The organism is Pandoraea aquatica, assembly GCF_902459565.1.
GTDB classification, from domain to species: Bacteria; Pseudomonadota; Gammaproteobacteria; order Burkholderiales; family Burkholderiaceae; genus Pandoraea; species Pandoraea aquatica.
The window spans coordinates 170,745-193,375 of the sequence record NZ_CABPSN010000005.1 but is presented as its reverse complement, the minus strand read 5'-3'; the positions used below and the strand labels follow the sequence as shown (position 1 = coordinate 193,375).

Sequence of the window (22,631 nt, the reverse complement as noted above, 5' to 3'; positions counted from 1 at the left end):
CAGCACTGTTTGGCAAACTGACTCTCGAAGCCATCCCGTACCACGAGCCGATCATCGTCGGCGCGGTCGGCATGATGGTGCTGGGCGGGCTGGGCATTTTTGCCCTGCTCACCTACTTCGGTAAGTGGAAGTATCTGTGGAACGAGTGGGTTACGTCGGTCGATCACAAGAAGATCGGCGTGATGTACGTGCTCGTCGCGCTCGTCATGCTGCTGCGCGGCTTCGCCGACGCCATGATGATGCGTACGCAGTTGGCGCTTGCGCACAACTCGCCGGGCATTCTGCCGCCGGATCACTACGACCAGATCTTCACCGCCCACGGCGTGATCATGATCTTCTTCGTGGCGATGCCTTTCATGACGGGTCTCGTGAACCTCGTGGTGCCGCTGCAAATCGGCGCACGCGACGTGGCGTTCCCGTTCCTGAACACGCTGTCGTTCTGGCTGTTCGCCGCTGGCGCTGTGCTGGTGAACCTGTCGCTGGGCGTGGGTGAATTCGCACGTACGGGCTGGCTGGCTTACCCGCCGCTCTCGGGCATTCAGTACAGCCCTGGCGTGGGGGTGGATTACTACATCTGGGCCTTGCAGATTTCAGGTCTGGGGACGTTGCTCACGGGTGTGAACTTCGTCGTCACGATTCTGAAGATGCGCGCACCGGGCATGAACCTGATGAAGATGCCGATCTTCACGTGGACGTCCCTGTGCACGATGGTGCTGGTGTGCGCTGCGTTCCCGGTCCTGACCGTGACGCTGGGCCTGCTCTCGCTGGATCGCTATCTCGACTTCCATTTCTTCACGAATGAGTTGGGCGGCAATCCGATGATGTATATCAACCTGATCTGGATCTGGGGTCACCCTGAGGTGTACATCCTGATCTTGCCGGCGTTCGGTATCTTCTCGGAAATCATCTCGACGTTCTCGGGCAAGAAGCTGTTCGGCTACAAGTCGATGGTGTACGCCACGGCCGCGATCATGGTGCTGTCGTTCCTCGTGTGGGCGCACCACTTCTTCACGATGGGTTCGGGCGCAAGCGTGAACGCGTTCTTCGGTATCGCGACGATGATCATCTCGATCCCGACGGGCGTGAAGATCTTCAACTGGCTGTTCACGATGTACCGCGGTCGCGTGCAAATGACCGTGCCGGTGCTGTGGACGCTGGGCTTCATCGTGACGTTCGTGATCGGTGGTATGACGGGCGTGCTGCTGGCTGTGCCGGGCGCGGACTTCGTGCTGCACAACTCGCTGTTCCTGATTGCTCACTTCCACAACGTGATCATCGGTGGCGTGCTGTTCGGTTACATCGCCGGTATGAACTACTGGTTCCCGAAGGCTTTCGGCTTCAAGCTCGACGAGCGCCTGGGCAAGGCAAGCTTCTGGTGCTGGCTGATCGGCTTCTACCTCGCGTTCATGCCGCTGTACGTGCTCGGCCTGATGGGCATGACCCGTCGTCTGAACCACTACGACAATCCGGCATGGCAGCCGTGGCTGATCGCCGCGCTGATCGGTGCACTGTTCATCGCCGCCGGTATTGGCTTCCAGGTGCTGCAACTGGTCGTGTCGATCAAGAACCGCAAGGCGCTGGCCGACACCACGGGCGATCCCTGGAACGGCCGTACGCTGGAGTGGATGACGTCGTCGCCGCCGCAGTTCTATAACTTTGCCGAAGAGCCGCGCGTGCATGACATCGACGAGCTGGCTTATCGCAAGGAACACGGCATCAAGAGCGATCTGAAGACGAGCTACGCCCCGATTCACATGCCGAAGAACACCGGCGCCGGCTTCATCATCAGCGCGTTCTCGCTGGTGTTCGGTTTCGCCGCCATCTGGCACATCTGGTGGCTGGCTATCGTTGGCTTCGTGGGCATGATCGTGACGTTCATCTGCCGCAGCAACAACGATTCGATCGACTACTACGTGCAGTCGCCGGAAGTGGTGGCCATTGAATCGGCTCACCATCAGGCACTGGCCGCAGCAGCAAAGGCTTAATCATGACGAGCGAAGTTCTCAAACACACGGGCGCGCATGCCGATGCGCATGCGCACGACCACGCGCACCACGACACCGGCGGCAACACGATCTTCGGTTTCTGGGTGTACCTGATGACCGACTTGGTGCTGTTCGCCAGCCTGTTCGCCACCTTCGCGGTGCTGCGTGACTCGACGGCGGGCGGCCCCACGGGCAAGGAACTGTTCGACCTGAAGTTCGTGCTGGTCGAAACGTTCATCCTGCTGTTCTCGTCGATCACGTATGGCTTCGCCATGATCGGCCTGCACAACGGTAAGAAGGGCGCCACGATGGGCTGGCTGGCCATCACGTGGCTGCTGGGCGCGGGCTTTATCGCGATGGAACTCTACGAATTCCATCACCTGATCCTCGAAGGCGCAGGTCCGAACCGTAGCGGCTTCCTGTCGTCGTTCTTCGCACTGGTGGCGACGCACGGTCTGCACGTGGCCTCGGGCCTGCTGTGGATGGCCGTGCTGATGTTCCAGATCGCCAAGAAGGGCCTGACGTCGACCAACACGACGCGTCTGCAGTGCCTCTCGCTGTTCTGGCACTTCTTGGACGTGGTCTGGATCGGCGTGTTCACGGTCGTGTACCTGATGGGAGCGATGTAATGAGCAATAGCAAATCGGTGCAATCGCACGGCCACGAAGCTGGCCACAACGCAGCCGGTGGTAGCCACGGTAGCGTGAAGTCGTACCTGATCGGCTTCGTGCTCGCCGTGATCCTGACGGTCATTCCGTTCAAGCTGGTGATGGACGGCACGATGCCCCCCTCGACGGTGCTGCCGCTGATTCTTGGCGCAGCCCTGATCCAGATCATCGTCCACCTGATCTACTTCCTGCACATGGACCGCTCGTCGGAACAACGCTGGAATGTGATGGCGTTCCTGTTCACCGTGCTGATCGTCGCCATCGTGCTCGTCGGCTCGCTGTGGATCATGCACAACGCCAACTCGCTGATGATGCCGGGGATGTAAGTCCCGGAGCTTGCCGGTAGTCTTCGGCAAGTGCTAAAGGCGGCTTCGGGTGACCGGGCCGCCTTTTTCTATTTTTGGCTTCCGTAGTACGCAAAAAGGGCAATTCGAATAATCGAATCGCCCTTTTTGCTCATGCGCTATCTGTTCGTCGACACCGCCCGCCGTTCCTTCCCTCCAGCCCTTGCCCCCCTCCGGACCCGCGGCGCTTGCCGGTACCCTGACTCCGCTCCACCTGAAAGTCGCTCCGTCAGGGCACCGACAATCACCGCTCATACATCCTGTCCAACCACCGCCTGAACATCATTGGGTGTCGTCGCATCGCCAACGCCCGCGAATCGGTGTGGGGGCCGCCCGCGGTGCGACTAAAAAGGTAGTGGAGCGCCGCGGGCGGCCCCCACACCGATCCACCTCGGGAGGGAGAGGCGGGGCAGGTGCATCCTCACCGCCGCCGCCACTTATCAACCATGCGGTGGCTTGTCATCCGGCGGCGTATCCGACGTCGGTGCCGCCAGTATTACCCCCGGGCGGACCGGCAGATCCGGTCGGATCCCCAGCAGGGGCAGCGCCTGCGACGCAATCTCCGCAAACGCCGGACCCGCCGCCTGCCCACCAAAGTGCTGCGACGCCTTCGGCTCATCCACCGACACCGCTATCACCAATCTCGGCGCCGACAACGGCGCAATCCCGACGAACGACGCACGATATTTCGAATGGTCGTAACCGTGCGCCCCCGCCTTGTACGCGGTCCCCGTCTTCCCACCAATGCTGTATCCCGCCACCTGCGCCGTCGTCGCCGTGCCGCCCGTGTCCACCACGGCCGCCAACATCTTGCGCATCTCGGACGCCGTATGCGTATCGATGACACGCACGCCCTCCGGCTGCACCGGCGTATCCGGCTTGATGATGGAGATAGGGACCATCACGCCATCGTTCGCAAAGATTGTGTACGCGCGCGCCAACTGGAACAGCGACGCCGAAATCCCATAGCCGTACGCCATCGTCGCCTGCTCGATCCGTCGCCATGACTTATACGGACGCAAACGTCCCGATACCGCACCCGGGAAGCCCAGCTTCGGCTGCTGCCCCAAACCGATCTCGGTGAACATGTCCCACATCTCTTCCGCCCGCAACATCGTCGACACTTTCGTCATGCCAATGTTGCTCGACTTCTGAATCACACCCGCCGCCGTCAACGTGCCGTTCGCACTGTCGTCACTGATCGTCGCACCCTCGAATACATATCGGCCCGGGCCGGTGTCGATGAGTGTCGTCGGGGTCAGACGATGCAGGTCCAGCGCCAGCGCCATCGTGAACGGCTTGAGAATCGATCCCGGCTCGAAGACGTCAGTGAACACACGGTTGCGCAACTGTTCCCCCGTCAGATGCTCACGGTCGTTCGGGTTGTATGTGGGCAAGTTGGCCAGTGCCAACACCTGTCCGGTCTTCGCATCGATGACGACCGCCATCGCAGCCTTCGCGCCCGTGCGATCCAGCGCATTCTTCAACGCCTCATAGGCGATGTACTGCACGCGGGTGTCGAGCGTCAGACGAATGTCCTTGCCGTCGCGCGGCGGACTGGAGTCGTCGAGATCCTGAATCGTGCGGCCGATCCGGTCCTTGATCACGCGCCGTACGCCCGCCGCACCTTCGAGCAGCGGCTCCTCGCCCAACTCCATGCCTTCCTGTCCCTTGTCCTCGACATTGGTGAAGCCGACCACGTGCGCGGCCACTTCTCCTTCGGGATAGAAACGCTTGTATTCGCTGCTCTCGTAGACGCCGGGGATGCCCAACGCTTCGACCTGCTTGCCGATCTCCGGTGACACCTGACGCTTCACGTAGACGAACTTTTTCTCGCCAATGAGCTTGGTGCGCAGTTCTTTCGCGGGGATGTCGAGCAGCTTGCTGGCCTTCTGGATGTCGCTGTCGGATAGGTCGTCCGGCACTTCGGCAGGCACGGCCCAGATGGTGCGCATCGGCAGACTGGTCGCGAGCACGCGGCCGTCGCGATCTTCGATCTTGCCCCGCACCCCCGGCATGACGATGGCGTGCTCGTAACGCTTTTCGCCCTGCGCAATGTAGAAGCTGTTGCCGGGTCCGGCAATCCAGAACGCCCGGACGACGAGTCCGATGAAGGCGATGGTGATGACGATGACGACGAATTTGGAGCGCCACAACGACATGCGCGATTGCAAAACAGGACTGGCGGCGAACGTGACGTCCTTGGGCTGGCGATTCTTTTGCATGGCGCTCGCGGGGCGAATGAGAGGCGGGTTACAGCAATTAGCAGCAATGAGCCCGTCAACCAACTATGGCTCAAATTCTAGGCGAGATAGCGTAGCACGCAAGCGACTGTTGCAATAGCGCAAAAGCCCCGTCAGACGGGGCTTTCAGGGTTATTTTGGAGGCTTTCGACACGACATTTTGCATGGGTGTCGGCAGGTGAAACCAAAGGCGGATTTTTACCCAGATTTCCACTCGGACGGGGGCGTCGATCCTCAACCCGATTCTTCCTATTTCCCCGCGTCGAATCGCACGTCGCCGTACCACGCGTGCGCCGTCGCGTGCGTGTTGTCGCTGTCGGTAAAAATGCCATAACCGAGCAACTTGCCCGGCTTCTCTTTATAGATGCGCTCGTAATCGGCGGCGACGTTGCGTGAGAAGGTCTGCCACTTGCCGAGCGACGCGTCGCCGCCCGCCACGACGAGCATCTGGACCCGGTCGGTATGCGGGTTCTGGATGACACCGCCCACGGGCGCATCGTTGGACCAGATGTACATGAGCGTGGCGTACGGCAAGTCTTCGCCGCCCGCCTTGGCCAGCGTCATCGTCGCGCGGTCGCCGAACGACAGGGTCGATTTGTCGCCGTCGAAGAAGAACACGAGCCGCGCCGGTGCATCCTCTTTGTCGCTCACCCGGTTGTCCGCGCCCGGAATGGCCTTGTCGACTTTCCATCGCCATGCGACGACGGGCGTCGCGTTCAGATCGATACCGTCACCCTTGGCCATGAGCGCCGACGCCGAATCGGCAGAGTTGGCCTCGATGACGTTGCGCTTGCCGTCCGCTACCACCGTGTAGACGGTGAGCTTCTTGCCGCTCACGACGGGCAGGTTCTGCCATCCCGATGGCAACGCGCTGCCCGGGCTGGCTTTCGAGAAGGGGACGGCCGCTACGCCACCACCGGAGGTGGCGTCGGCCGAGACGGCGTCAGGCACATACCCCAGCGCAGCGAGCCACGCGATGGCGGCAGCCAGTGCCACGCCCGTCACGCGACGGGGCGGCTGGTGGGCGGCTTGGGTGGAGCGAGAGACGTACGGCGAACGAAGCGTCGAGACAATGCGTTGCATGGTGAACGACTCCAACGTTGAAGGACGAACTCAGCGGGACGAACTCTGTGGGCTGAACTCAGCGCTGCTGCATGGCGACGCGCACGCCCAGGCCGATGAAGATGGTGCCGATGATCTTGCCCTGCCAGCGCAGCAGCCAGGTGAAACGTCCCACGAACTTGCCCAGCGGACGCACCGACATCGCAATCGCCGCCGTATAAAGCGCGCTCATCGCAACGAACACCAGCCCCAGCACGAGGAACTGCCCGAAGGCGTTGCCCTCGCTCGCGTGCACCAACTGCGGCATGAAGGCGAGGAAGAACAGGGCGGTCTTCGGATTGAGTACCTCGGTTGCCACGGCCTGCCCGAACGCGCGTCCCGGCGAGACTTTCGGCGCAACCGGCAACTGCGGGTCGGACGGGCGCTCGCGCAGCGCCTTGACGCCCAGGTAGATCAGATAGGCCGCACCCACATACTTGACGACGTCGAACGCCAGCGCCGAGGTCATCAACACCGCGGAGAGTCCGACCGCAGCGCACAGTGTGTGCACCAGATCGCCGAGCGCGATACCCATGCCGGTCATGACGCCGGCGCGGCGTCCGCCTTGCACGGTGCGGGTGATGGTCAGCAAGACGGCCGGGCCGGGAATCAGAAAAAGCCCGAGGACAACGACAACGAATGTGGCAAGCGTGGCAAGGGTCGGCATGGAAAGCCTCCGGTGGGATCGAGGGCGGTGCAGGCACTGCAATGGCGACATCATCCCAGATTCCGAAGGAGGGTGCCCAAAAGGGCGCAGAGCGAATCCTGAAGCGCGGAATGCGTCGGTGACAGACCATGCCCGGTCTTTCGATCTCGCCGGATTACGGCATTCAGGAGCCAGCGCTATGTCACTCATCTCATCCGCATTCGATACGGCCTCTTCCGCTTCGTCTTCTTCGTCGTCATTTCTCTCGACGGTCTCGTCTCCTTCCCCCACAAGCTCAATCTTTCAGATCGCTCTGAACGCGATGCATTGCGTCTTCGACGGCTTCCGCGGCGATTTCTCGGGCGCGGCAGCGTGCCTGCGCGAGAGCGGATTGCACCAGTTGCTGTCCGACACCTTGCAGCAAGCGGGTCATCGGTTTCAACAGCACGCACCGACTCACTCCGGTGTCGCCGATATCGGCTTTGCCTGCGCGCTGAGCGCGATCACCGTCGGCGCGACATGCACTTACCTCTGGCCCGAACTCAAAGCACTGGAGCGCGCTATCGACGGGGGCGACGCGACGCAGCGTCAATGGGCGCTGCAAACGGACACGCAACTGCGTCGTCGCACGGTGGCGGATGTGACGGCGATGCGTCAGTGTCTGGCAGTCTTCGACGCCACGGCCCTCGCCGCCTCGGCGCAGAACGCAGGCACAGACATGCCTCGGCGTGCGTTGGCCGAAATGCGCATTGCCGAAGCGCTACTGCTTCATATCGCCGATGCCCCCCAGCCCGATTTCGCAAGGAGCGATCGGGTCGCCGGGCTGTGCCAACTGATGGCCCACGGCCTTGGGTTCAAATTGCCCAGAACGGTGCGCGACGCCTTGCACATCAGCGACGAACGCCCCTCCCTGATTCGCGACGACAACGCGTTTGCCCTGCTCAAGGCCCAGTTGGCACCGGACTGGCGTGAGGATGAGCCGGGCTCCGCGACCTTTACGGTCCATCCCATCGATGTGCAGGTGTTCGACCCCGATGAGACGACCAGCGATCTCTCGTCGCAAACACGCAACGAACGCCGCTTGCTGACGCACCCGGCTGCACTGCGTCGTGTGCGCACCAAACTCGGCGCACTGTTTGCCGCCAGCGTGCGCGACGACTGCGGGGGGATAGGTGATTGGCGTGCGCTCGCGCAGCGCGCACTGATGGTCGCCGCGCAGCACGGGATGTCGTGCGACAAGGTGCTGCTCGCGATGGGCATCGCCATACGCTCGGGCATCAGCGCTCGCTTTGCGTGGCGCTGGAGCGACGAGCCGGTACCCCAACCGGGAGAAACGCTACGGCCGACGATTCCCGTGGACGTGGCCCAATGGATCGCCCGCGTGATGATCGTCGCGGGCAATCCCGACGCGAATCTGCCGTGCCCGGCCCGTCTTGCGGCACTGGTGAGAGGCGACACCCCGCCGACGCTCAAGATCGGCAGTGACGAATGGGTACGTCTGACGGACGGGATCGATGCGCTCGGACGCGATCATTGGCACATGTCGTTCGCGCAGGTTTGCGACGCCGCACGCGGGGCACGCCGCGTGTGACGCGGGCCGCATACTCAGAGGTATGCGCCGCCCAGCAGTCCGGCGACGCTGCCCGCCGCGAGCCACCACAGCGGGTGCACGCGCGTTCTGATCGCCAGCACCGCCACGCTCGCGGTGATGCCCGCGAGCAGCCACGACGTGGCCGACGCTTCGGCGATCAGTGCCGCGCTCGCGGCCACGAGCCCCGCCGTCATCGGCATCAGACCCGCCTGCACGATGCGTCGCCACGGACGATCACGAAAACGCTGCCACAGATGCAGCACACCGATGGTGATGAGCGACGACGGCCCGAACTTGGCCAGCGTGGTGACGAGCATGCCCTGCCAGCCAGCGACATGCCAGCCGACGAGCGTCACGATCATAAGGTTCGGCCCCGGCGCAGCCTGTCCCAGCGCGAACAGCGCGCTGAATTGTTCGGACGTCATCCAATGATGCAGGTCGACCACCTGCCGTTCCATCTCGGGCAGGATCGTGTTGCCGCCACCGAAGGCGAGTACCGACAACTGCGTGAAGATGAGTGCAAGCGAGATGAGGGTGCTGGTCATTGCGAAACCCTCCACGTGGCGTAAATCGAGATCGGTGTCATGACGAGCATGGTGAGCACCAGCGGCACGCGCAGCACGAAAATCGCAATGAAGCACGCCACCGCCACGCCGCCGAGCGCGACGGACTTGCGCAGCGGCCACGCTACCTTCCACGCCATCTGAATCAACAGACCGGCCGCAGCCGCTGCCAACCCCGCAAACAGATGCTTCACATGCGCATCGCTCTGAAAGTGCTGGTAGATCGTGCCCAGCATGATCACGACCGCCGACGGCGCTGCAATCAGACCGAAGATCGACGCAAGCGCGCCGCGCCAGCCGTGAAAGCGCATGCCGAGCGCAACCGACAAGTTGATGATGTTGCCGCCCGGCAGAAACTGACACAGACCGAGCAGATCGGTGAACTCGGCACCGCTCAGCCAGCGATGCTTGTCGACGATCATGCGTCGCGCCAACGGCAATGCCCCGCCGAAGGCGGTCATGCCGAGGCCGAGAAAGCCGAAGAAAAGGGCGCGAATGCTCGGGATGTCCGCTGCTGCTGTGTCGTGCCCGGCGGTCGGGGCGGCAGAGGTGTCTGGCGCAAGGCGGGTGTCGGGCTTCCCGGGAGCACCCGGGTTGGGGGAGGTGAAGGGGGCCTGAGTGTTCATGGCGGTCAAACTCTGAAAACTGAACTACGGTGGGGCCGCCCGGCAGGGAGTGTCATCGAGGGAGTGATGCATAGGTGCCGCGCGGGACACCCTCAGAGTAGGGGGATTGCGCCATATTGTCCAATATATGAATGTCGATGTATTCATATCGAATGAATATGGTTTTGGGTAAAAGATGGTCAATGACAACGGCGCGTCTGACGACGCTTGCCCTGACAACGTTGACAGGTGGCAAGCGATAGATCGCCCGATAGAGTGGGACAAGCGTGTCACACAGGCATGCGCTGGCGACCAGCCACCTTTCTCAGGAGCGCATCATGAACCTAAAGTCCTTGCAGCGACGTTTTCCGCGAATTCAGCCGATCGAGATTACGCCCGGCAACACGGAGTTGATTCACGACGACCGGCTGTTCTGTGAATTCGACGTCACCCAAATTCAACCACTGAACGCGGGAAACTGGGCCGCTCAGGTCGTGGGCGCGATGGACTTCGCGAGACCGACACAGATGCTTGCAGTCATCAGTGACGTGATCGAAAGCAACCCCGATTACACGGCGGGAGACAACTATGGGATCGTCGTGTCGTATGAGCGATTCCATATCGAGATTCCATTTGGTCCGGACCTGGACGAACTGCGTTCAAGTCCGGACGATTACATCAATCTCATGAACTTGTTGTGCCTTATCTATTACGAAATTCGTCTCGACGCCTATTTCCGCCTTGATGGACTGGGTCGATTCCTCCGCGAGGACGAAGAGAAGCAACTCCCGGATTGGGCATTCATGCCCATGGCCGACAACACTCTCGAACTGCTGATCAACGCTGTCAGAGGGCGGCAATATATCCCGCTTCAACAGGGCATCGGTATCACGTCGCCTGGCAAGCCGATGAAGTTCTACACAAGTGGCGCGGCGCACTTTACGGATCACCCGGGACTGGGCACTGTTCCCGGTGGCATGCGTTTCATCGATCTCAGCACGTGGGACGGCGAATTTCACAACTACACCGAGGACGAACTCGGCACGATTGAGTGATTCACCGCCGTCCGGCCTTGCGGGTGGCCGGACGGAGATATATCGTTCGATATCTTTGGTGGAACATCGATATCGAAACGATATGGCAAATGTGGACGTGCGCTTGCTGCGCTATTTCATTGCGGTGGCGGAAGCCGGGCACATGACGCGAGCGGCCGAACGGCTGGGTATCGGACAGCCACCGCTCTCGCAACAGATCCGCGTGTTGGAGACGCAATTAGGCGTGACGCTCTTCGAGCGCTTGCCGCGAGGCATGGCGCTGACCGACGCCGGTCAGGCCTTCCTCGCCGACGCCTACGAAGTCGTGCGCAAGCTCGATCAGGCCGTGGACGACGTGCGACGCGTGGCGGCTGGCATCAAGGGACGTCTGTCGGTCGGTTTCACCAGCTCGGCGGCGCTGCATCCGTTCGTGCCGACGGTCATTCGTGCGTTCCGCAGCGATGCACCATCGGTGTCGTTGGCGCTCGACGAGTCGAGTACGGGAGATTTGCTCGACGGGTTGCGCGACGGGCATATCGACGTCGCCTTCATCCGTCAGCCGCAGGGCAACACCGGCGAGATCACCGTCGTGCAGGTGCTGGAAGAAGCGATGGTGCTGGCCGTGCCGTCTGCGCATCCGCTGGCGCTCAAGGGGAAAGCCGGGAAAGCCGCCGTACCGATGACGGCCATCGCATCAGAAAAGCTGATTCTCTACCGACGACGCGCAGGGCAGGGGCTGTACGACGCCATCATCGCCGCCTGCCACGGCGCGGGTTTCAGCCCCGCCATCGAGCAGGAAGCGCCGCGTCTGCTGACGACGCTCTCACTCGTCGCGGCCGGACTCGGCGTGTCGGTGGTGCCCGCGTCGCTCATGCGCATGCAGATCGAGGGCATTGTCTACCGGCCCCTCGCACCGCCGCCGCGCGCACCGCTGTGCTGTGCCTACCGCGAAGGCGTGCTCGCCGGTCCGACGGCGCGTCTTCTGGAACATGTGAACGCTGCGGTGAGAACCATCGCGAAGGCATGACCGCGGCGTAGACCTTCAGGCCGACGTGCCACCCTTTTGCGCGACCAGCGCTTCGATGTGACCGTGCAACCCCACGTCGTTCCAGTCCAGTTCGCCCATGCGCCAGAAGCGCGCGTTACCCGCACGGTCGACGAGATACGTCGCGGGCAGGCCGAGTGAGCCGAAGCGTTTGTAGACCGCGCCGTCGGTGTCGAGCAGCACGGTGCCGTCGATGGGGAGCTTGTCGACGAAGGGCTTCACCGTCGTCGCCGGTTCCTTGTAGTTGACGGCGAGCAACGCAAGACCGCGCCCACGGTACTGACGCACCACCGCCCCCATCGCCGGGATCTCTTCGCGGCAAGGCCCGCACCACGTGGCCCAGAAGTTGACGATGACGACGCGTCCGCGATACTGCGACAGCGCGTACGTCTTGCCGTCGAGTCCTTCGAGCGAGAACGCCGGTGTTGCACCGCGCCATGCCGACAGCGTGCCGCCGGACGTGCCGGCGAGCGCGCTGTCGTCGACCTCCGCCGCACCCTTTGCCGGACCAGCCGCGAGCGCATTGGGACCGGTGGCCCCTAATGCTCCCGCAGCGCCGAGCGCCCCCAGCGTGTGAAGAAAGTGACGACGTTGCATGGCGATGCGCTCCTTCATTGGCGTGTGACGGTCCCGCCGGGGCCGATGTCGTTGGTGCCGGTTGCCTGGATCAGGCGGTGATCTCGCGAGCGTTCATGCGATAGCGGAAGGTGTCCGGATTCAGGCTGTCGAGCTGAGCACGGGCGACTTCGCCATTTGGGTACATGAGGAACGGTGTGCTTGCCGGTTTGCCCTGTGCGCCCGGCAACGGAATGTCCGCGCCATGATTGAACGCGACCCAGTTCATTTCCCACTGACCGAAGAGCATCGCACGGGCCGCGCGCACGCGCGGATCGTCGAGCGGCAGACCGCCCGGCACTTCTTCGAGCACGACCTTGCGCACGTCCGCCGGATCGACGGGGATCCAGCCGTAACCCGCCGCGTAGAACTCCGCACGGCAATGCTGAGCGCGCGTGACGTCGCCCGCCTTGCCCAGACTGTTGAAGCCGTGACGCGACGTCGCCACGCGCACACCGTAAGCGTCGCGCGCGGGAATGCCGACGGAGCGTGCCAGCGCGGTGAAGAGCGCGTTGATGTCGGCACACTTGCCCGCAAGGTCGCCGGTCGTGAGCATGTAGCGCACGTCGCCGGTGCCGCAACCGCGCACCGAGCCTTCGCGACGGCAGTTCTCCACGATCCATTGATAGATGGCGCGCGCCTTCTCCACGTCGCCCTTCTCGCCACGGGTAATCTTCTCAGCGGTTTCGCGCACCAGACCGTCGGTCGGCTGAAGTTCGGTCGGTTGGAGGTACTGACGCAGCACCGCCGCCGATTCGCGCGGCGCGTTGGCCGACGGCGGCTGCGACAGATCGACGACGCGATCGCGCGTCGCGAAGGTGTTCGTCAGGGTGACGGTGCGAGCGCCTTGGGCTGCGCTGTCGGGCCATGCCACGGCGAGCATCGGCACGCCGATGCCCGACGCCCCGCGCACCATGCGCAGCTCGGCCTTGGCTCCCGGGGCATCCCAGTGCGTGGCGAGCGCGTGCTGATAGGCCCCCGACGGCGACGTCGCGACCGGCAGCCAGACGTTCGCCGGACCGTTGCCGGCCGGCAGGTCGACCTGCGTCGTCAGCTCGAACGTGCGCCAGCCGTCGGCAGCGCTGGGCGTCTGGCCCGACGACTTGGCCGCGTGGGCATAGCCGGGCAGCAGCGACGTGGAAAGGAGCGAGGCGGGCAGGGCGTAAGCGCCCAGAGACAGGAAGCGGCGGCGTTGCATAGTGGTCCCCTTTTGGCATCAGCGCTCACGGCGCATTGAGGTTAGGGCAGTAGCGGTGGTGTCCCATGCAGGGACGATGTGAACCGGTAGCATGACACCGTCGGATACTGACCACAGTCATTTCGAGACATGGCGACGGCGCAAAGCTGCTTCATAATACGTCGACTTAAGGAAAACGAACACCAACGACCATGACTGCAAACGAAGCAACTCAGGTGGGTGCTGAAAAGGTGGCACAAAAGTCCGCACAAGCGTCGGCGCAAGCGCCGCGTCTGACGTCGCTATCGCATGGCGGCGGCTGCGGCTGCAAGATCGCGCCGGGCGTGCTTTCCGAATTGCTGGCGCGCAACGACGCGCCGCTGCCCGCCCCGGCCGCACTGCTCGTGGGCACCGAAACGTCGGATGACGCGGCCGTCTACCAGCTCAACGACGAGCAGGCCATTATCGCGACGACGGACTTCTTCATGCCCATCGTCGACAATCCGTTCGACTTCGGCCGCATCGCCGCGACCAACGCGCTCTCCGATATCTACGCGATGGGTGGCAAGCCGATTTTCGCGCTGGCTATCGTCGGCATGCCGATCAACGTATTGCCGCACGACACGATCCGCGAGATTCTGCGTGGCGGCGAGTCGATCTGCGCAGAGGCGGGCATTCCGATTGCAGGCGGTCACAGCATCGATTCCGTCGAGCCGATCTACGGGCTGGCGGCGCTGGGTGTGGTGCATCCGAAGCGACTCAAGCGCAATGCCGACGCACAGGCAGGCGACGTGCTCGTGCTCGGCAAGCCGCTCGGCGTCGGCGTGATGTCGGCGGCGCTCAAGAAGAATCAGCTGGACGACGAAGGCTACCGCTGCATGATCGACGCCACGACGCGCCTCAATCGCGTAGGCCCGGCGCTGGCCGCGCTGCCCGGCGTGCATGCGCTGACCGACGTGACCGGCTTCGGTCTGCTCGGCCACACGCTGGAGATGTGCCGCGGCGCGAATCTCGCCGCCTATCTGCGCATGTCGGACGTGCCGCTGTTCGACGGCGTGCGCGAACTGGCCGACAAGGGATGCATTACCGGCGCGTCCGGACGCAACTGGGCGTCGTACGGCAAGTCGGTCGAGCTTGGGGATCGCATTACGGAACGTGACCGCGATCTGCTGTGCGATCCGCAGACGGCCGGCGGCCTGCTGGTGTCGTGCGCCCCGGGCGCGGTGGACGACGTCCTCGCCGTATTCCGTGCGGATGGCTTCGACGCAGCGGGCATCGTGGGCGCAATGCGTCCGGGTACACCGGGCGTGCGCGTCATCTGACGAACCGCTGGCGGTCGTGAAATAGCAACGGGCGTCCTCCGAATGCCGGAGGACGCCCGTTTCGCTTTTTGTGACGTCAGATGCGAGCCGCGACCATCACGCCGCCTGACGCTGCACCTGTGCGCCGATGAACGCGACGATGGCTTCGCCCAGCGGTGCGGGGGCGTCGCGATGCGGCGAGTGTCCGCAGTCCGGCAGCTTCACCACCTTCGCGTGCGGCACATGCGCGGCAATGCTGTCCATCTGCGCCATCGTGCCGTACTCGTCGTCTTCGCCCTGAATCGCGAGCAACGGTTTCGAGATGGTGGCCACCGCGCCGACCAGATTCCAGTCGCGGAACGCCGGATTCAGCCAGATGTCGTTCCAGCCCCAGAACGCCGAGTCCACGTCGTCGTGATAGCGGCCGAGTTTCACGCGCAGGTCCGTCGTCTCGTAGACGGTTTTCGTCTTCGCGATGCTCTCGACGGACACGTCCTCGACGAACAGATGCGGTGCGATCACGACCGCGCCAGCCAGCCGGTCGGGGAAGGCGGCCGAGAACAGCAGGGCAATCGAGCCGCCATCGCTGTGGCCGACGAGCCACACGCGGTCCGCCTGCTCCGTACCGACACCGACTGCATCGAGAAACGCGGGCAGCACTTCGCGCGCCTGACGGTGCATGAAGTCGACGGGCCACTTCTCATCCTTCGGGCGGGGCGTCGAGCGGCCGTAGCCGTTGCGCGAAAACACGAGGCCGCGATAGCCGCCTGCGTCGCACAACTGCTGCGGCCAGTCCTTCCACATGGCGATGGACCCGAGCCCTTCGTGCAGAAACACCAGCAGCGGCGCGTCGGTGCGCTCGCGGTGGATCCATCGGTACTCCAGCGAGAGCGCACCGTGCGAGGGCGTCTCGATCTCGGCGAACTGTACGTCCGACATTCTGTGTCTGTCTCCTAAAGCAACTCGCGCAGCTTGAAGCGCTGAACTTTGCCCGTGGCGGTCTTCGGCAGATCGTCGACGAACACCAGCTCGCGAGGATATTTGTGCGGCGCGAGGCGCGCCTTGACGAAGGCCTTCAGCTCGGTCGCCATGGCGTCCGTGGCGACCAGCCCCGGCTTGAGGACGACGAACGCCTGCGTTTTCGTCAGACCGTTGTCGTCGCGTCCCACGACCCCTGCCTCCAGCACCGCGTCGTGTTGCATCAGCACCATCTCGACTTCGATGGGGGAGACGTATTGGCCGCTGACCTTGAGCATATCGTCACTGCGTCCCGCATAGACGTAATACCCATTGGGCAGACGCTGGTACTTGTCGCCGCTCTTGAGCCAGTCGCCGAGGAATGTCGAGCGCGACTTTTCGCGGTTGCACCAGTACATGAGCGCGGCGCTCGGCCCTTTGATGTACAGATCGCCGATCTCGCCGTCGGGCACCGGCTGACCGTCCTCGTCGCGCAACTCCACGGCGTAGCCCGGCACCGGTTCGCCGGTGGTGCCGTAGGCGACCTGACCCGCACGGTTCGACAGGAAGATGTGCAGCATTTCGGTCGAACCGATGCCGTCCAGAATCTCCGCGCCGAAGTGCGCGGTAAAGCGCTCGCCGATCTCGCGCGGCAGCGCTTCGCCAGCGGACGTGCACAGGCGCAGCGCCACGTCCGCGCGCGCAGGCAGATGCGGTGAGGCGAGCAGTGTGGCGTAGAGCGTCGGCACGCCGTAGAAGATCGTCGGACGATGCTCGCGCAGCCGTTTCGCGACGGCTTCTGCCGTGGGACGCTCCGCCATCAGCACGACGGTCGAACCGACCGACAGCGGGAACGTCAGCCCGTTGCCCAGGCCGTATGCGAAGAACAGCTTGGCCGCAGAGAACACGACATCGTCTTCGCGAATGCCGAGCACGTTGCGTCCGTAGGTCTCTGCCGTCCAGTAAAGATTGGCATGCGTATGCACCGTGCCCTTGGGCTTGCCGGTCGAGCCCGACGAGTACAGCCAGAACGCAATGTCGTCGCCTGCCGTGTCGACGGGCAGGGCGCTGGGCGGGCCGTCGATGAGTGCATCGAAGTTCGGCAAGGCGGTCGCGCCATCGGTCTCGGCCGCAATCGGTTGCGAGACGATGCACGGTGGCGGCGAACCGGTCTCGGCGACCTTGTCGAGCGCGGCCTGCACCGTCGGCATCAACGCGCCGGACGCGATCACGAGTTGCGCCTTGCTGTGCGCGATCATGTACGCATAGTCGTCGGCCGTGAGCAGCGTGTTCACTACCACAGGCACCACGCCCGCATACAGCGCGCCGAGAAACGCGATGGGCAGATCGATGGTGTCGAGCATGACGAGCAGGATGCGCTCTTCGCGATGCACACCCGCGCGCGTGAGGCCTGTGGCGAAGCGTCGGCTTTGCTCGGCCAGTTCGCCATAGGTCAGCGAGCGTGTGTCGTCGAGATATGCAGTCTTGGCAGCGCGCTCGCGGTTGAGCGTCTCCAGATGCGCGGCGAAGTTGAAGTTCGCCGGCGGTGGGGTGAGTACGGCTTCCATGTTGCCTCCGGTGGATCACCACGCGGCACAGCGCACTCCAACGGGCGCGGCACGCGTGGCGTGAGTTCTTTTCAGCGCTCTGACGGCGCCTCTTTGAATCACCTTGACTGCGACGGCTTGCGACTTCTACTGCTGGCGTAAAACGATGTGAATCGGATGCGGGATGTGTCTGTGAATGGCTTACGATCTGGCGGCGACGCGGTGACGACGTTACGACCTCGGCAGTTCGACGGCGTCCTGCGTCAGCGCTTCGACGAGCGCGGCGGGCCCCTGAACGGCCGAGCGCACGTGATAGAAGCGCAGCGCGCGCAGCCCGCCGAGTTCTTCGCCGCCACCGGCGCGTCCCGGGCCGCCGTGCAGCGACTGCGGCATGACGTTGCCGTGACCGGTCTGCGTCTTCGCAACCGACGGATCGACGGCGTGAACGCGCCCATGCGCGTCGGCCAGCGCGAGGGCAGGCGTGCGCATGGCGACGGCGTCGTTGCTGTACAGCGAGACGACCAGCGACCCCTGACCACGCTTGGCGAGCGCGACGGCCTCATCGATATCGCGATAACCCACGAGCGTCGCCACCGGCCCGAAGACCTCGGTGTCGTGCACGCGCTTGCCTGCCGCGCCATCGCGCAGGCCCAGCAGCACGGGGGCGACACAGGCGCTATTCGCGTCGGTATCGACGAAAACGGCGTCGCGATTGCCGTCGTAGAGCGTTTCGGCTTCGGCTTGCAAATGCGCGATGCCATCGAGCACCGCGCGCTTTTGCGCAGCGCTCACGAGCGAACCCATCTTCACGGACTCGTTGCGCGGATTGCCGACGACCGTCTTCGCCAGACGCTCGGCAATGGCGGTGGCCGCCGCGTCGAAATGCTCGACCGGCACCATCGCGCGACGAATCGCCGTGCACTTCTGTCCCGACTTGACCGTCATCTCGCGTGCCACTTCGCGCACGAACTGATCGAAAGCGGCGGTGCCTGGCGCGGCGTCCGGCAGAAGGAGGGCGCTGTTCAGGCTGTCGGCCTCTACGTTGATGCGCGCGGAGCGTTCGGTGAAGGCGGGATGCGCGCGCAACGTGGCGGCAGTGTCCGCCGAGCCGGTAAACGAGACCACATCGAACGGTCCGATGCGGTCGAGCAGACCGGCGGCGCTGCCGCAGATCACCGACAGACTGCCCGGCGGCAGAATGCCTGCGGCGACCACATCGGCCACCATGCGCTGCGTGAGCCACGCGGTCGAGGTCGCCGGTTTGACGATGACGGGCACACCCGCCAGCAGCGCCCCCGCCGCCTTCTCCCAGAGACCCCACGCGGGGAAGTTGAACGCATTGATAAAGAGGGCCACACCCGGCGTCGGACGGAAGACGTGACGCACGGCGAACGAGGCGTCTTTGGCGAGCGGCACGGCCGCGCCATCGAGCAACGTGTGCGCATCGCCCAGCGACGCACCTAGCTTCGCGTAGGTCGACAGCGTGTAAATCGCGCCGTCGATATCGACGGCAGAATCCGTGGCGACCGTGCCCGAGTTGGCCGTCGCGATGGCGTAGTAATCGTCGCGATTCGCGTGCAACGTGGTGACGATCTGCGAGAGCCGTTGCGCCCGTTCGCCGTACGACAGCGCGCGCAGCGCCGGGCCAGCCGTGTCGCGCGCGAAGGCGAACGCGGCGTCGAGATCCAGACCGGCGCTTGAGACGAAGGCGAGCGTGTTACCCGTCACAGGGTCGGTTAGCGCAGTGCGCTCGCCGCCGCCGGCCACCCATTGGCCAGCGACATAGTTTTCCAGCAAGGCAGGGGTACTCATATCCATCACCGAGGTGAGTCAAGCAGGGAAGCAGGGAAGCAAGGGCGCGCCGGTCTCAGGCGCTGCGCGTGAATTCGATAGCGCCTTCGGGCAACAGGTACAACACGAGGGCACGGCCGCTCGCCACCGTCGGACGATGTGCGGTGCCCGGACCGTAGACGCACCAGCCCGCCGGGTGGCCGTCGAAGGTCGCGCCCGGCGTGAGCGGCATGATCAGATCGATTTCGCCGTTGGGATGCACGTGGTGTGGTCCGGCCAGATTGGCCATATCGACGACATCCACGGAAAAGCCATGCGTGTCGGGCGTAGGTTTGATGACGCGGCCGTACCGAATGCCGCCGCCTTCGCGATTGCACAGCCAACCGTCGGCCACGCCGATGCGGCAGGCATCGATGAGCGCTTCGTAGCCTGGGGAGCCCGCGCCGTAGTTGGCGTTGAGCCAGTCGGCGAGCGAGCTGTCTAGCGGGCGGCCGTCGAGCTGACGTGTCACGTCGGCGATCAGCGCCTGAAATTGGGGCACATCCATCCATGTCTCCTGGGGACGTCGTGTTTGCTTTTTTACTGACGCATGGTGAAAATTAGAGCATGCAAATTTGGCTGTCAAGCAATATATTACATGTTACCTGCTTCGAGGATCTCATCCGATGAATAAGAGTGCGCAAGCCGATGGGGTGCCGACGGCGCGAGGCGCCGGCGAGAAAGACCCGTTCCTGGTCGCACTGGGCGAGCGGGTTCGGACGCTGCGCGCCCGTCGAGGCCTGACCCGTAAGGCGCTGGCGCTGGACGCCGGGGTCTCCGAGCGTCACGTCGCCAATCTGGAGTCGGGCGTGGGGAACGCCTCCGTGCTGTTCCTGCGTCAACTCGCACAGGCACTAAATTGCACGTTGGCCGAAATCGTGGGTGACGAAACCACGTCGTCCGCCGAATGGCTGCTGATTCGCGAGATCCTGCACGGGCGCGACGGCGAGGCGCTGACTCGCGCGCGTCAGGCGCTGAGCGAACTCTTCGCCGGCAGTGAGCGAGACCCGGACCGGCGCGGGCGCATCGCGCTCATCGGGCTGCGCGGCGCGGGCAAGTCGACGCTGGGCCGCATGCTCGCCGACGAAATGCACGTGCCGTTCGTCGAACTCAACCGCGTGATCGAACAACTGGCCGGCTGCCCGCCGTCGGAGATCTACTCGCTGTATGGCGCGAGCGCCTACCGCCGGTATGAGCTGCGCGCGCTGGAAGCCGTGGTGGCCGAGCATCCGCGGGCCGTGATCGCTTCGCCTGGCGGTATCGTCAGCGACGCCGCTACGTTCAACTTCCTGCTGACCCACTGCTATACGGTGTGGCTGCAAGCGTCGCCCGAGGAGCATATGAAGCGCGTGGTCGCGCAGGGCGACTTGCGGCCGATGTCGGGTAATGCGGAAGCGATGGACGACCTCAAGCGCATTCTGGCTGGGCGTCAGGACTTCTACGCCAAGGCCGACATGAGCTTCGACACCGGCGGGCGGGCGCTCGCAGACGCCTATCTGCAACTGCGTGGACGCCTGGCAGTGCAGTTGTCATCCGACTGATGGGATGCATTCTGCAAAATAATTCATTTTTATTTGTGTAAACGGTTGACGGTGGGTTTGTGCTGCACTATATTGCAATTCAACAAGATCATTATTCGAGTTGGAGGCAATCATGTTCGGCAAACCCCACGTCGACTACCGTACGGACCCCACGCAGTACAAGCACTGGAAGCTGAGCTTCGACGGCTCGGTGGCCACGCTCGCCATCGACATCGCGGAAGACGGCGGCATTCGCGAGGGCTACAAGCTCAAGCTTAATTCGTACGATCTGGGCGTGGACATCGAACTGCACGATGCCATCCAGCGCATCCGGTTCGAGCATCCGGAAGTGAAGACGGTGGTGGTCACGAGCGCCAAGGACCGTGTGTTCTGCTCGGGTGCGAACATCTTCATGCTGGGCCTCTCCTCGCATGCGTGGAAGGTCAACTTCTGCAAATTCACCAACGAAACGCGTAACGGTCTCGAAGACTCCAGCCGTCATTCGGGCCTGAAGTTTATTGCCGCCGTGAACGGTGCCTGCGCCGGCGGCGGGTATGAACTTGCACTGGCGTGCGACGAGATCTATCTGGTGGACGACCGCTCGTCGTCGGTCGCGCTGCCGGAAGTGCCGCTGCTGGGCGTGCTGCCGGGCACCGGCGGCCTCACGCGTCTGACGGACAAGCGTCATGTGCGCAACGACCGCGCCGATATCTTCTGCACCATCGTCGAAGGTATTCGTGGCGAGCGCGCCAAGCAATGGCGTCTGGTTGACGAAGTGGTCAAGCCCGCGCAGTTCGCGCAAGCCGTGGCCGCACGTGCACAGGAACTGGCGCAAGACAGCCATCGCCCGGGCGGCAAGGGCGTGACGCTCACGCGCATCGAGCGCACCGACGAGCCGGATGCCATCCGCTATGAATTCGTCGACGTCGAAATCGACCGCGCCAATCGAACCGCAAGCTTGACCGTGAAGGCGCCGAAGTCTGCGCCGCCGAGCGACATCGCCGGTATCGAAGCCGCAGGCATCAACTGGTGGCCGCTGAAGATGGCGCGCGAACTCGACGACGCGATTCTTAACCTGCGCACGAACGAACTCGACATCGGGACATGGCTGCTGCGCACCGAAGGCGACGCTAAGCATGTGCTCGCCGCCGACGCGTCGCTGCTCGCGCATCAGGACCACTGGTTCGTACGCGAAACCCTCGGCATGCTGCGCCGCACGTTCGCCCGCATCGATGTGTCGTCGCGCTCGCTGTTCGCGCTGATCGAGCCGGATTCGTGCTTCACCGGCACGCTCGCCGAATTCGCGTTCGCCGCCGACCGTACCTATATGGCAGCGCTCCCGGCGAGCGAAGAAGACGAACCGGCCATCACGCTGAGCGAAGTCAACTTCGGTCTGCTGCCGATGGTGACCGATCAGTCGCGTCTGGCACGCCGTTTCTATGAAGACGCTGCCGAGCTTGAGGCGGTGCGCGCCACCATCGGCCGTCCGGTGCGTCCGGACGAAGCCGAGCGTCTGGGGCTGGTCACGGCCGCCGTCGACGATCTCGACTGGCCGGACGAAATCCGCATCGCCATCGAGGAACGTGCAGCGATGTCGCCCGATGCGCTGACCGGCATGGAAGCCAACCTGCGCTTCAACGGTAAAGAGACGATGAACACGCGCATCTTCGGCCGTCTGTCGGCATGGCAGAACTGGATATTCATTCGTCCGAACGCCGTGGGCGAAAAGGGCGCGCTCAAGGTCTACGGCAAGGGCAACAAGGCGCAGTTCGATCTGAACCGCGTCTGACGAATACGCGGGGAGCGGTAGCCGCCGCCCCCGCACCCGATCAAACGTTTCCATAGAACACGTACGAGAC

At 63.7% G+C, this 22,631-nt stretch carries 20 protein-coding genes; 9 read left to right on the top strand and 11 right to left on the bottom strand.

The window, feature by feature from the left end:
- Positions 1–5: 5 nt before the first annotated feature.
- The 3 genes from cyoB to PAQ31011_RS17885 are packed head-to-tail and all read left to right on the top strand — an operon-like array spanning position 6 to position 2,979.
- Positions 6–1,985, top strand: a complete 1,980-nt coding sequence (gene cyoB, locus PAQ31011_RS17895; protein ID WP_150577286.1) for a cytochrome o ubiquinol oxidase subunit I — start codon at positions 6–8, stop codon at positions 1,983–1,985.
- 2 nt (positions 1,986–1,987) lie between these two features.
- A complete protein-coding gene (locus tag PAQ31011_RS17890) occupies positions 1,988–2,614 on the top strand; it encodes a cytochrome o ubiquinol oxidase subunit III (protein ID WP_150577092.1) in 627 nt (208 codons plus the stop codon).
- On the top strand, positions 2,614–2,979 hold the full coding sequence (locus tag PAQ31011_RS17885) for a cytochrome o ubiquinol oxidase subunit IV (protein ID WP_150577091.1): 366 nt from the start codon (positions 2,614–2,616) through the stop codon (positions 2,977–2,979). Before PAQ31011_RS17890 ends, PAQ31011_RS17885 begins: the two co-directional genes overlap by 1 nt.
- Positions 2,980–3,437: 458 nt before the next feature.
- On the opposite strand, the gene PAQ31011_RS17880 is transcribed toward PAQ31011_RS17885, so the two are convergent.
- From PAQ31011_RS17880 to PAQ31011_RS17870, 3 genes are all read right to left on the bottom strand, one after another.
- Positions 3,438–5,222 carry a peptidoglycan D,D-transpeptidase FtsI family protein gene (locus PAQ31011_RS17880; RefSeq protein WP_150577090.1) on the bottom strand — a complete coding sequence of 595 codons (1,785 nt, stop codon included), beginning with the start codon at positions 5,220–5,222 and terminating at the stop codon, positions 3,438–3,440.
- Between the two features lie 267 nt (positions 5,223–5,489).
- Positions 5,490–6,323, bottom strand: a complete 834-nt coding sequence (locus tag PAQ31011_RS17875) for a DUF3047 domain-containing protein (RefSeq protein ID WP_150577089.1) — start codon at positions 6,321–6,323, stop codon at positions 5,490–5,492.
- Positions 6,324–6,381: 58 nt separating this feature from the next.
- Positions 6,382–7,008 (bottom strand): LysE family translocator, encoded by a 627-nt coding sequence (locus PAQ31011_RS17870; protein WP_150577088.1) that lies wholly within the window; start codon positions 7,006–7,008, stop codon positions 6,382–6,384.
- 178 nt (positions 7,009–7,186) lie between these two features.
- Between PAQ31011_RS17870 and PAQ31011_RS17865 the strand changes: the two genes are divergently transcribed.
- Positions 7,187–8,578, top strand: a complete 1,392-nt coding sequence (locus PAQ31011_RS17865; protein WP_150577087.1) for a hypothetical protein — start codon at positions 7,187–7,189, stop codon at positions 8,576–8,578.
- Positions 8,579–8,592: 14 nt separating this feature from the next.
- On the opposite strand, the gene PAQ31011_RS17860 is transcribed toward PAQ31011_RS17865, so the two are convergent.
- Both PAQ31011_RS17860 and PAQ31011_RS17855 read right to left on the bottom strand, forming a co-directional pair.
- Positions 8,593–9,123, bottom strand: coding sequence for a chromate transporter (locus PAQ31011_RS17860; RefSeq protein ID WP_150577086.1), 531 nt, complete (start codon positions 9,121–9,123; stop codon positions 8,593–8,595).
- Positions 9,120–9,767: a chromate transporter gene (locus tag PAQ31011_RS17855; protein ID WP_150577085.1), complete on the bottom strand. Its 648-nt coding sequence runs from the start codon at positions 9,765–9,767 to the stop codon at positions 9,120–9,122. The genes PAQ31011_RS17860 and PAQ31011_RS17855 overlap by 4 nt, the downstream gene beginning before the upstream one ends.
- Before the next feature lie 317 nt (positions 9,768–10,084).
- Between PAQ31011_RS17855 and PAQ31011_RS17850 the strand changes: the two genes are divergently transcribed.
- Together PAQ31011_RS17850 and PAQ31011_RS17845 are read left to right on the top strand one after the other, a co-directional pair.
- Positions 10,085–10,801 (top strand): hypothetical protein, encoded by a 717-nt coding sequence (locus PAQ31011_RS17850; RefSeq protein ID WP_150577084.1) that lies wholly within the window; start codon positions 10,085–10,087, stop codon positions 10,799–10,801.
- A gap of 82 nt (positions 10,802–10,883) precedes the next feature.
- Positions 10,884–11,807 (top strand): LysR family transcriptional regulator, encoded by a 924-nt coding sequence (locus PAQ31011_RS17845; RefSeq protein WP_150577083.1) that lies wholly within the window; start codon positions 10,884–10,886, stop codon positions 11,805–11,807.
- A gap of 15 nt (positions 11,808–11,822) precedes the next feature.
- Here the strand turns inward: PAQ31011_RS17845 and PAQ31011_RS17840 are convergent, their stop codons facing one another.
- The gene (locus PAQ31011_RS17840) at positions 11,823–12,422 is read right to left on the bottom strand and encodes a TlpA family protein disulfide reductase (RefSeq protein WP_174990179.1); all 600 of its coding nucleotides are present in this window, start codon (positions 12,420–12,422) and stop codon (positions 11,823–11,825) included.
- A 70-nt stretch (positions 12,423–12,492) separates the two neighbouring features.
- Positions 12,493–13,638: a transglutaminase-like domain-containing protein gene (locus PAQ31011_RS17835; protein WP_150577082.1), complete on the bottom strand. Its 1,146-nt coding sequence runs from the start codon at positions 13,636–13,638 to the stop codon at positions 12,493–12,495.
- Positions 13,639–13,829: 191 nt separating this feature from the next.
- Here PAQ31011_RS17835 and selD point away from each other — a divergent pair, with 191 nt between their 5' ends.
- Positions 13,830–14,939 carry a selenide, water dikinase SelD gene (gene selD / locus PAQ31011_RS17830; protein WP_246179640.1) on the top strand — a complete coding sequence of 370 codons (1,110 nt, stop codon included), beginning with the start codon at positions 13,830–13,832 and terminating at the stop codon, positions 14,937–14,939.
- Positions 14,940–15,035: 96 nt separating this feature from the next.
- On the opposite strand, the gene PAQ31011_RS17825 is transcribed toward selD, so the two are convergent.
- The 4 genes from PAQ31011_RS17825 to PAQ31011_RS17810 form a co-directional block, all read right to left on the bottom strand.
- Entirely contained in the window at positions 15,036–15,857 is an 822-nt protein-coding gene (locus tag PAQ31011_RS17825; protein WP_150577081.1) for an alpha/beta fold hydrolase, read from the bottom strand.
- Positions 15,858–15,871: 14 nt separating this feature from the next.
- Positions 15,872–17,443 carry a benzoate-CoA ligase family protein gene (locus tag PAQ31011_RS17820; protein WP_150577080.1) on the bottom strand — a complete coding sequence of 524 codons (1,572 nt, stop codon included), beginning with the start codon at positions 17,441–17,443 and terminating at the stop codon, positions 15,872–15,874.
- Positions 17,444–17,653: 210 nt separating this feature from the next.
- Positions 17,654–19,240 (bottom strand): 3,4-dehydroadipyl-CoA semialdehyde dehydrogenase, encoded by a 1,587-nt coding sequence (locus PAQ31011_RS17815; RefSeq protein ID WP_150577079.1) that lies wholly within the window; start codon positions 19,238–19,240, stop codon positions 17,654–17,656.
- 49 nt (positions 19,241–19,289) lie between these two features.
- Positions 19,290–19,760 carry a DUF4863 family protein gene (locus tag PAQ31011_RS17810; RefSeq protein WP_150577078.1) on the bottom strand — a complete coding sequence of 157 codons (471 nt, stop codon included), beginning with the start codon at positions 19,758–19,760 and terminating at the stop codon, positions 19,290–19,292.
- A 118-nt stretch (positions 19,761–19,878) separates the two neighbouring features.
- On the opposite strand from PAQ31011_RS17810, the gene PAQ31011_RS17805 reads away from it, so the two are divergent.
- Together PAQ31011_RS17805 and boxC are read left to right on the top strand one after the other, a co-directional pair.
- Positions 19,879–20,793 (top strand): helix-turn-helix transcriptional regulator, encoded by a 915-nt coding sequence (locus PAQ31011_RS17805; RefSeq protein WP_150577077.1) that lies wholly within the window; start codon positions 19,879–19,881, stop codon positions 20,791–20,793.
- Positions 20,794–20,905: 112 nt separating this feature from the next.
- A complete protein-coding gene (gene boxC, locus PAQ31011_RS17800) occupies positions 20,906–22,561 on the top strand; it encodes a 2,3-epoxybenzoyl-CoA dihydrolase (protein ID WP_150577076.1) in 1,656 nt (551 codons plus the stop codon).
- Positions 22,562–22,631 lie beyond the last annotated feature (70 nt).

Coding starts and splice junctions, on each gene's coding strand:
- PAQ31011_RS17880 (WP_150577090.1), bottom strand. CDS start 5,222: ATGCAAAAGAATCGCCAGCCCAAGGACGTCACGTTCGCCGCCAGTCCT.
- PAQ31011_RS17825 (WP_150577081.1), bottom strand. CDS start 15,857: ATGTCGGACGTACAGTTCGCCGAGATCGAGACGCCCTCGCACGGTGCG.
- PAQ31011_RS17810 (WP_150577078.1), bottom strand. CDS start 19,760: ATGGATGTGCCCCAATTTCAGGCGCTGATCGCCGACGTGACACGTCAG.
- PAQ31011_RS17860 (WP_150577086.1), bottom strand. CDS start 9,123: ATGACCAGCACCCTCATCTCGCTTGCACTCATCTTCACGCAGTTGTCG.
- PAQ31011_RS17870 (WP_150577088.1), bottom strand. CDS start 7,008: ATGCCGACCCTTGCCACGCTTGCCACATTCGTTGTCGTTGTCCTCGGG.
- PAQ31011_RS17805 (WP_150577077.1), top strand. CDS start 19,879: ATGAATAAGAGTGCGCAAGCCGATGGGGTGCCGACGGCGCGAGGCGCC.
- PAQ31011_RS17865 (WP_150577087.1), top strand. CDS start 7,187: ATGTCACTCATCTCATCCGCATTCGATACGGCCTCTTCCGCTTCGTCT.
- PAQ31011_RS17890 (WP_150577092.1), top strand. CDS start 1,988: ATGACGAGCGAAGTTCTCAAACACACGGGCGCGCATGCCGATGCGCAT.
- PAQ31011_RS17835 (WP_150577082.1), bottom strand. CDS start 13,638: ATGCAACGCCGCCGCTTCCTGTCTCTGGGCGCTTACGCCCTGCCCGCC.
- PAQ31011_RS17875 (WP_150577089.1), bottom strand. CDS start 6,323: ATGCAACGCATTGTCTCGACGCTTCGTTCGCCGTACGTCTCTCGCTCC.
- boxC (WP_150577076.1), top strand. CDS start 20,906: ATGTTCGGCAAACCCCACGTCGACTACCGTACGGACCCCACGCAGTAC.
- PAQ31011_RS17845 (WP_150577083.1), top strand. CDS start 10,884: ATGGCAAATGTGGACGTGCGCTTGCTGCGCTATTTCATTGCGGTGGCG.
- PAQ31011_RS17815 (WP_150577079.1), bottom strand. CDS start 19,240: ATGGATATGAGTACCCCTGCCTTGCTGGAAAACTATGTCGCTGGCCAA.
- PAQ31011_RS17840 (WP_174990179.1), bottom strand. CDS start 12,422: ATGCAACGTCGTCACTTTCTTCACACGCTGGGGGCGCTCGGCGCTGCG.
- selD (WP_246179640.1), top strand. CDS start 13,830: ATGACTGCAAACGAAGCAACTCAGGTGGGTGCTGAAAAGGTGGCACAA.
- PAQ31011_RS17855 (WP_150577085.1), bottom strand. CDS start 9,767: ATGAACACTCAGGCCCCCTTCACCTCCCCCAACCCGGGTGCTCCCGGG.
- PAQ31011_RS17820 (WP_150577080.1), bottom strand. CDS start 17,443: ATGGAAGCCGTACTCACCCCACCGCCGGCGAACTTCAACTTCGCCGCG.
- PAQ31011_RS17850 (WP_150577084.1), top strand. CDS start 10,085: ATGAACCTAAAGTCCTTGCAGCGACGTTTTCCGCGAATTCAGCCGATC.
- PAQ31011_RS17885 (WP_150577091.1), top strand. CDS start 2,614: ATGAGCAATAGCAAATCGGTGCAATCGCACGGCCACGAAGCTGGCCAC.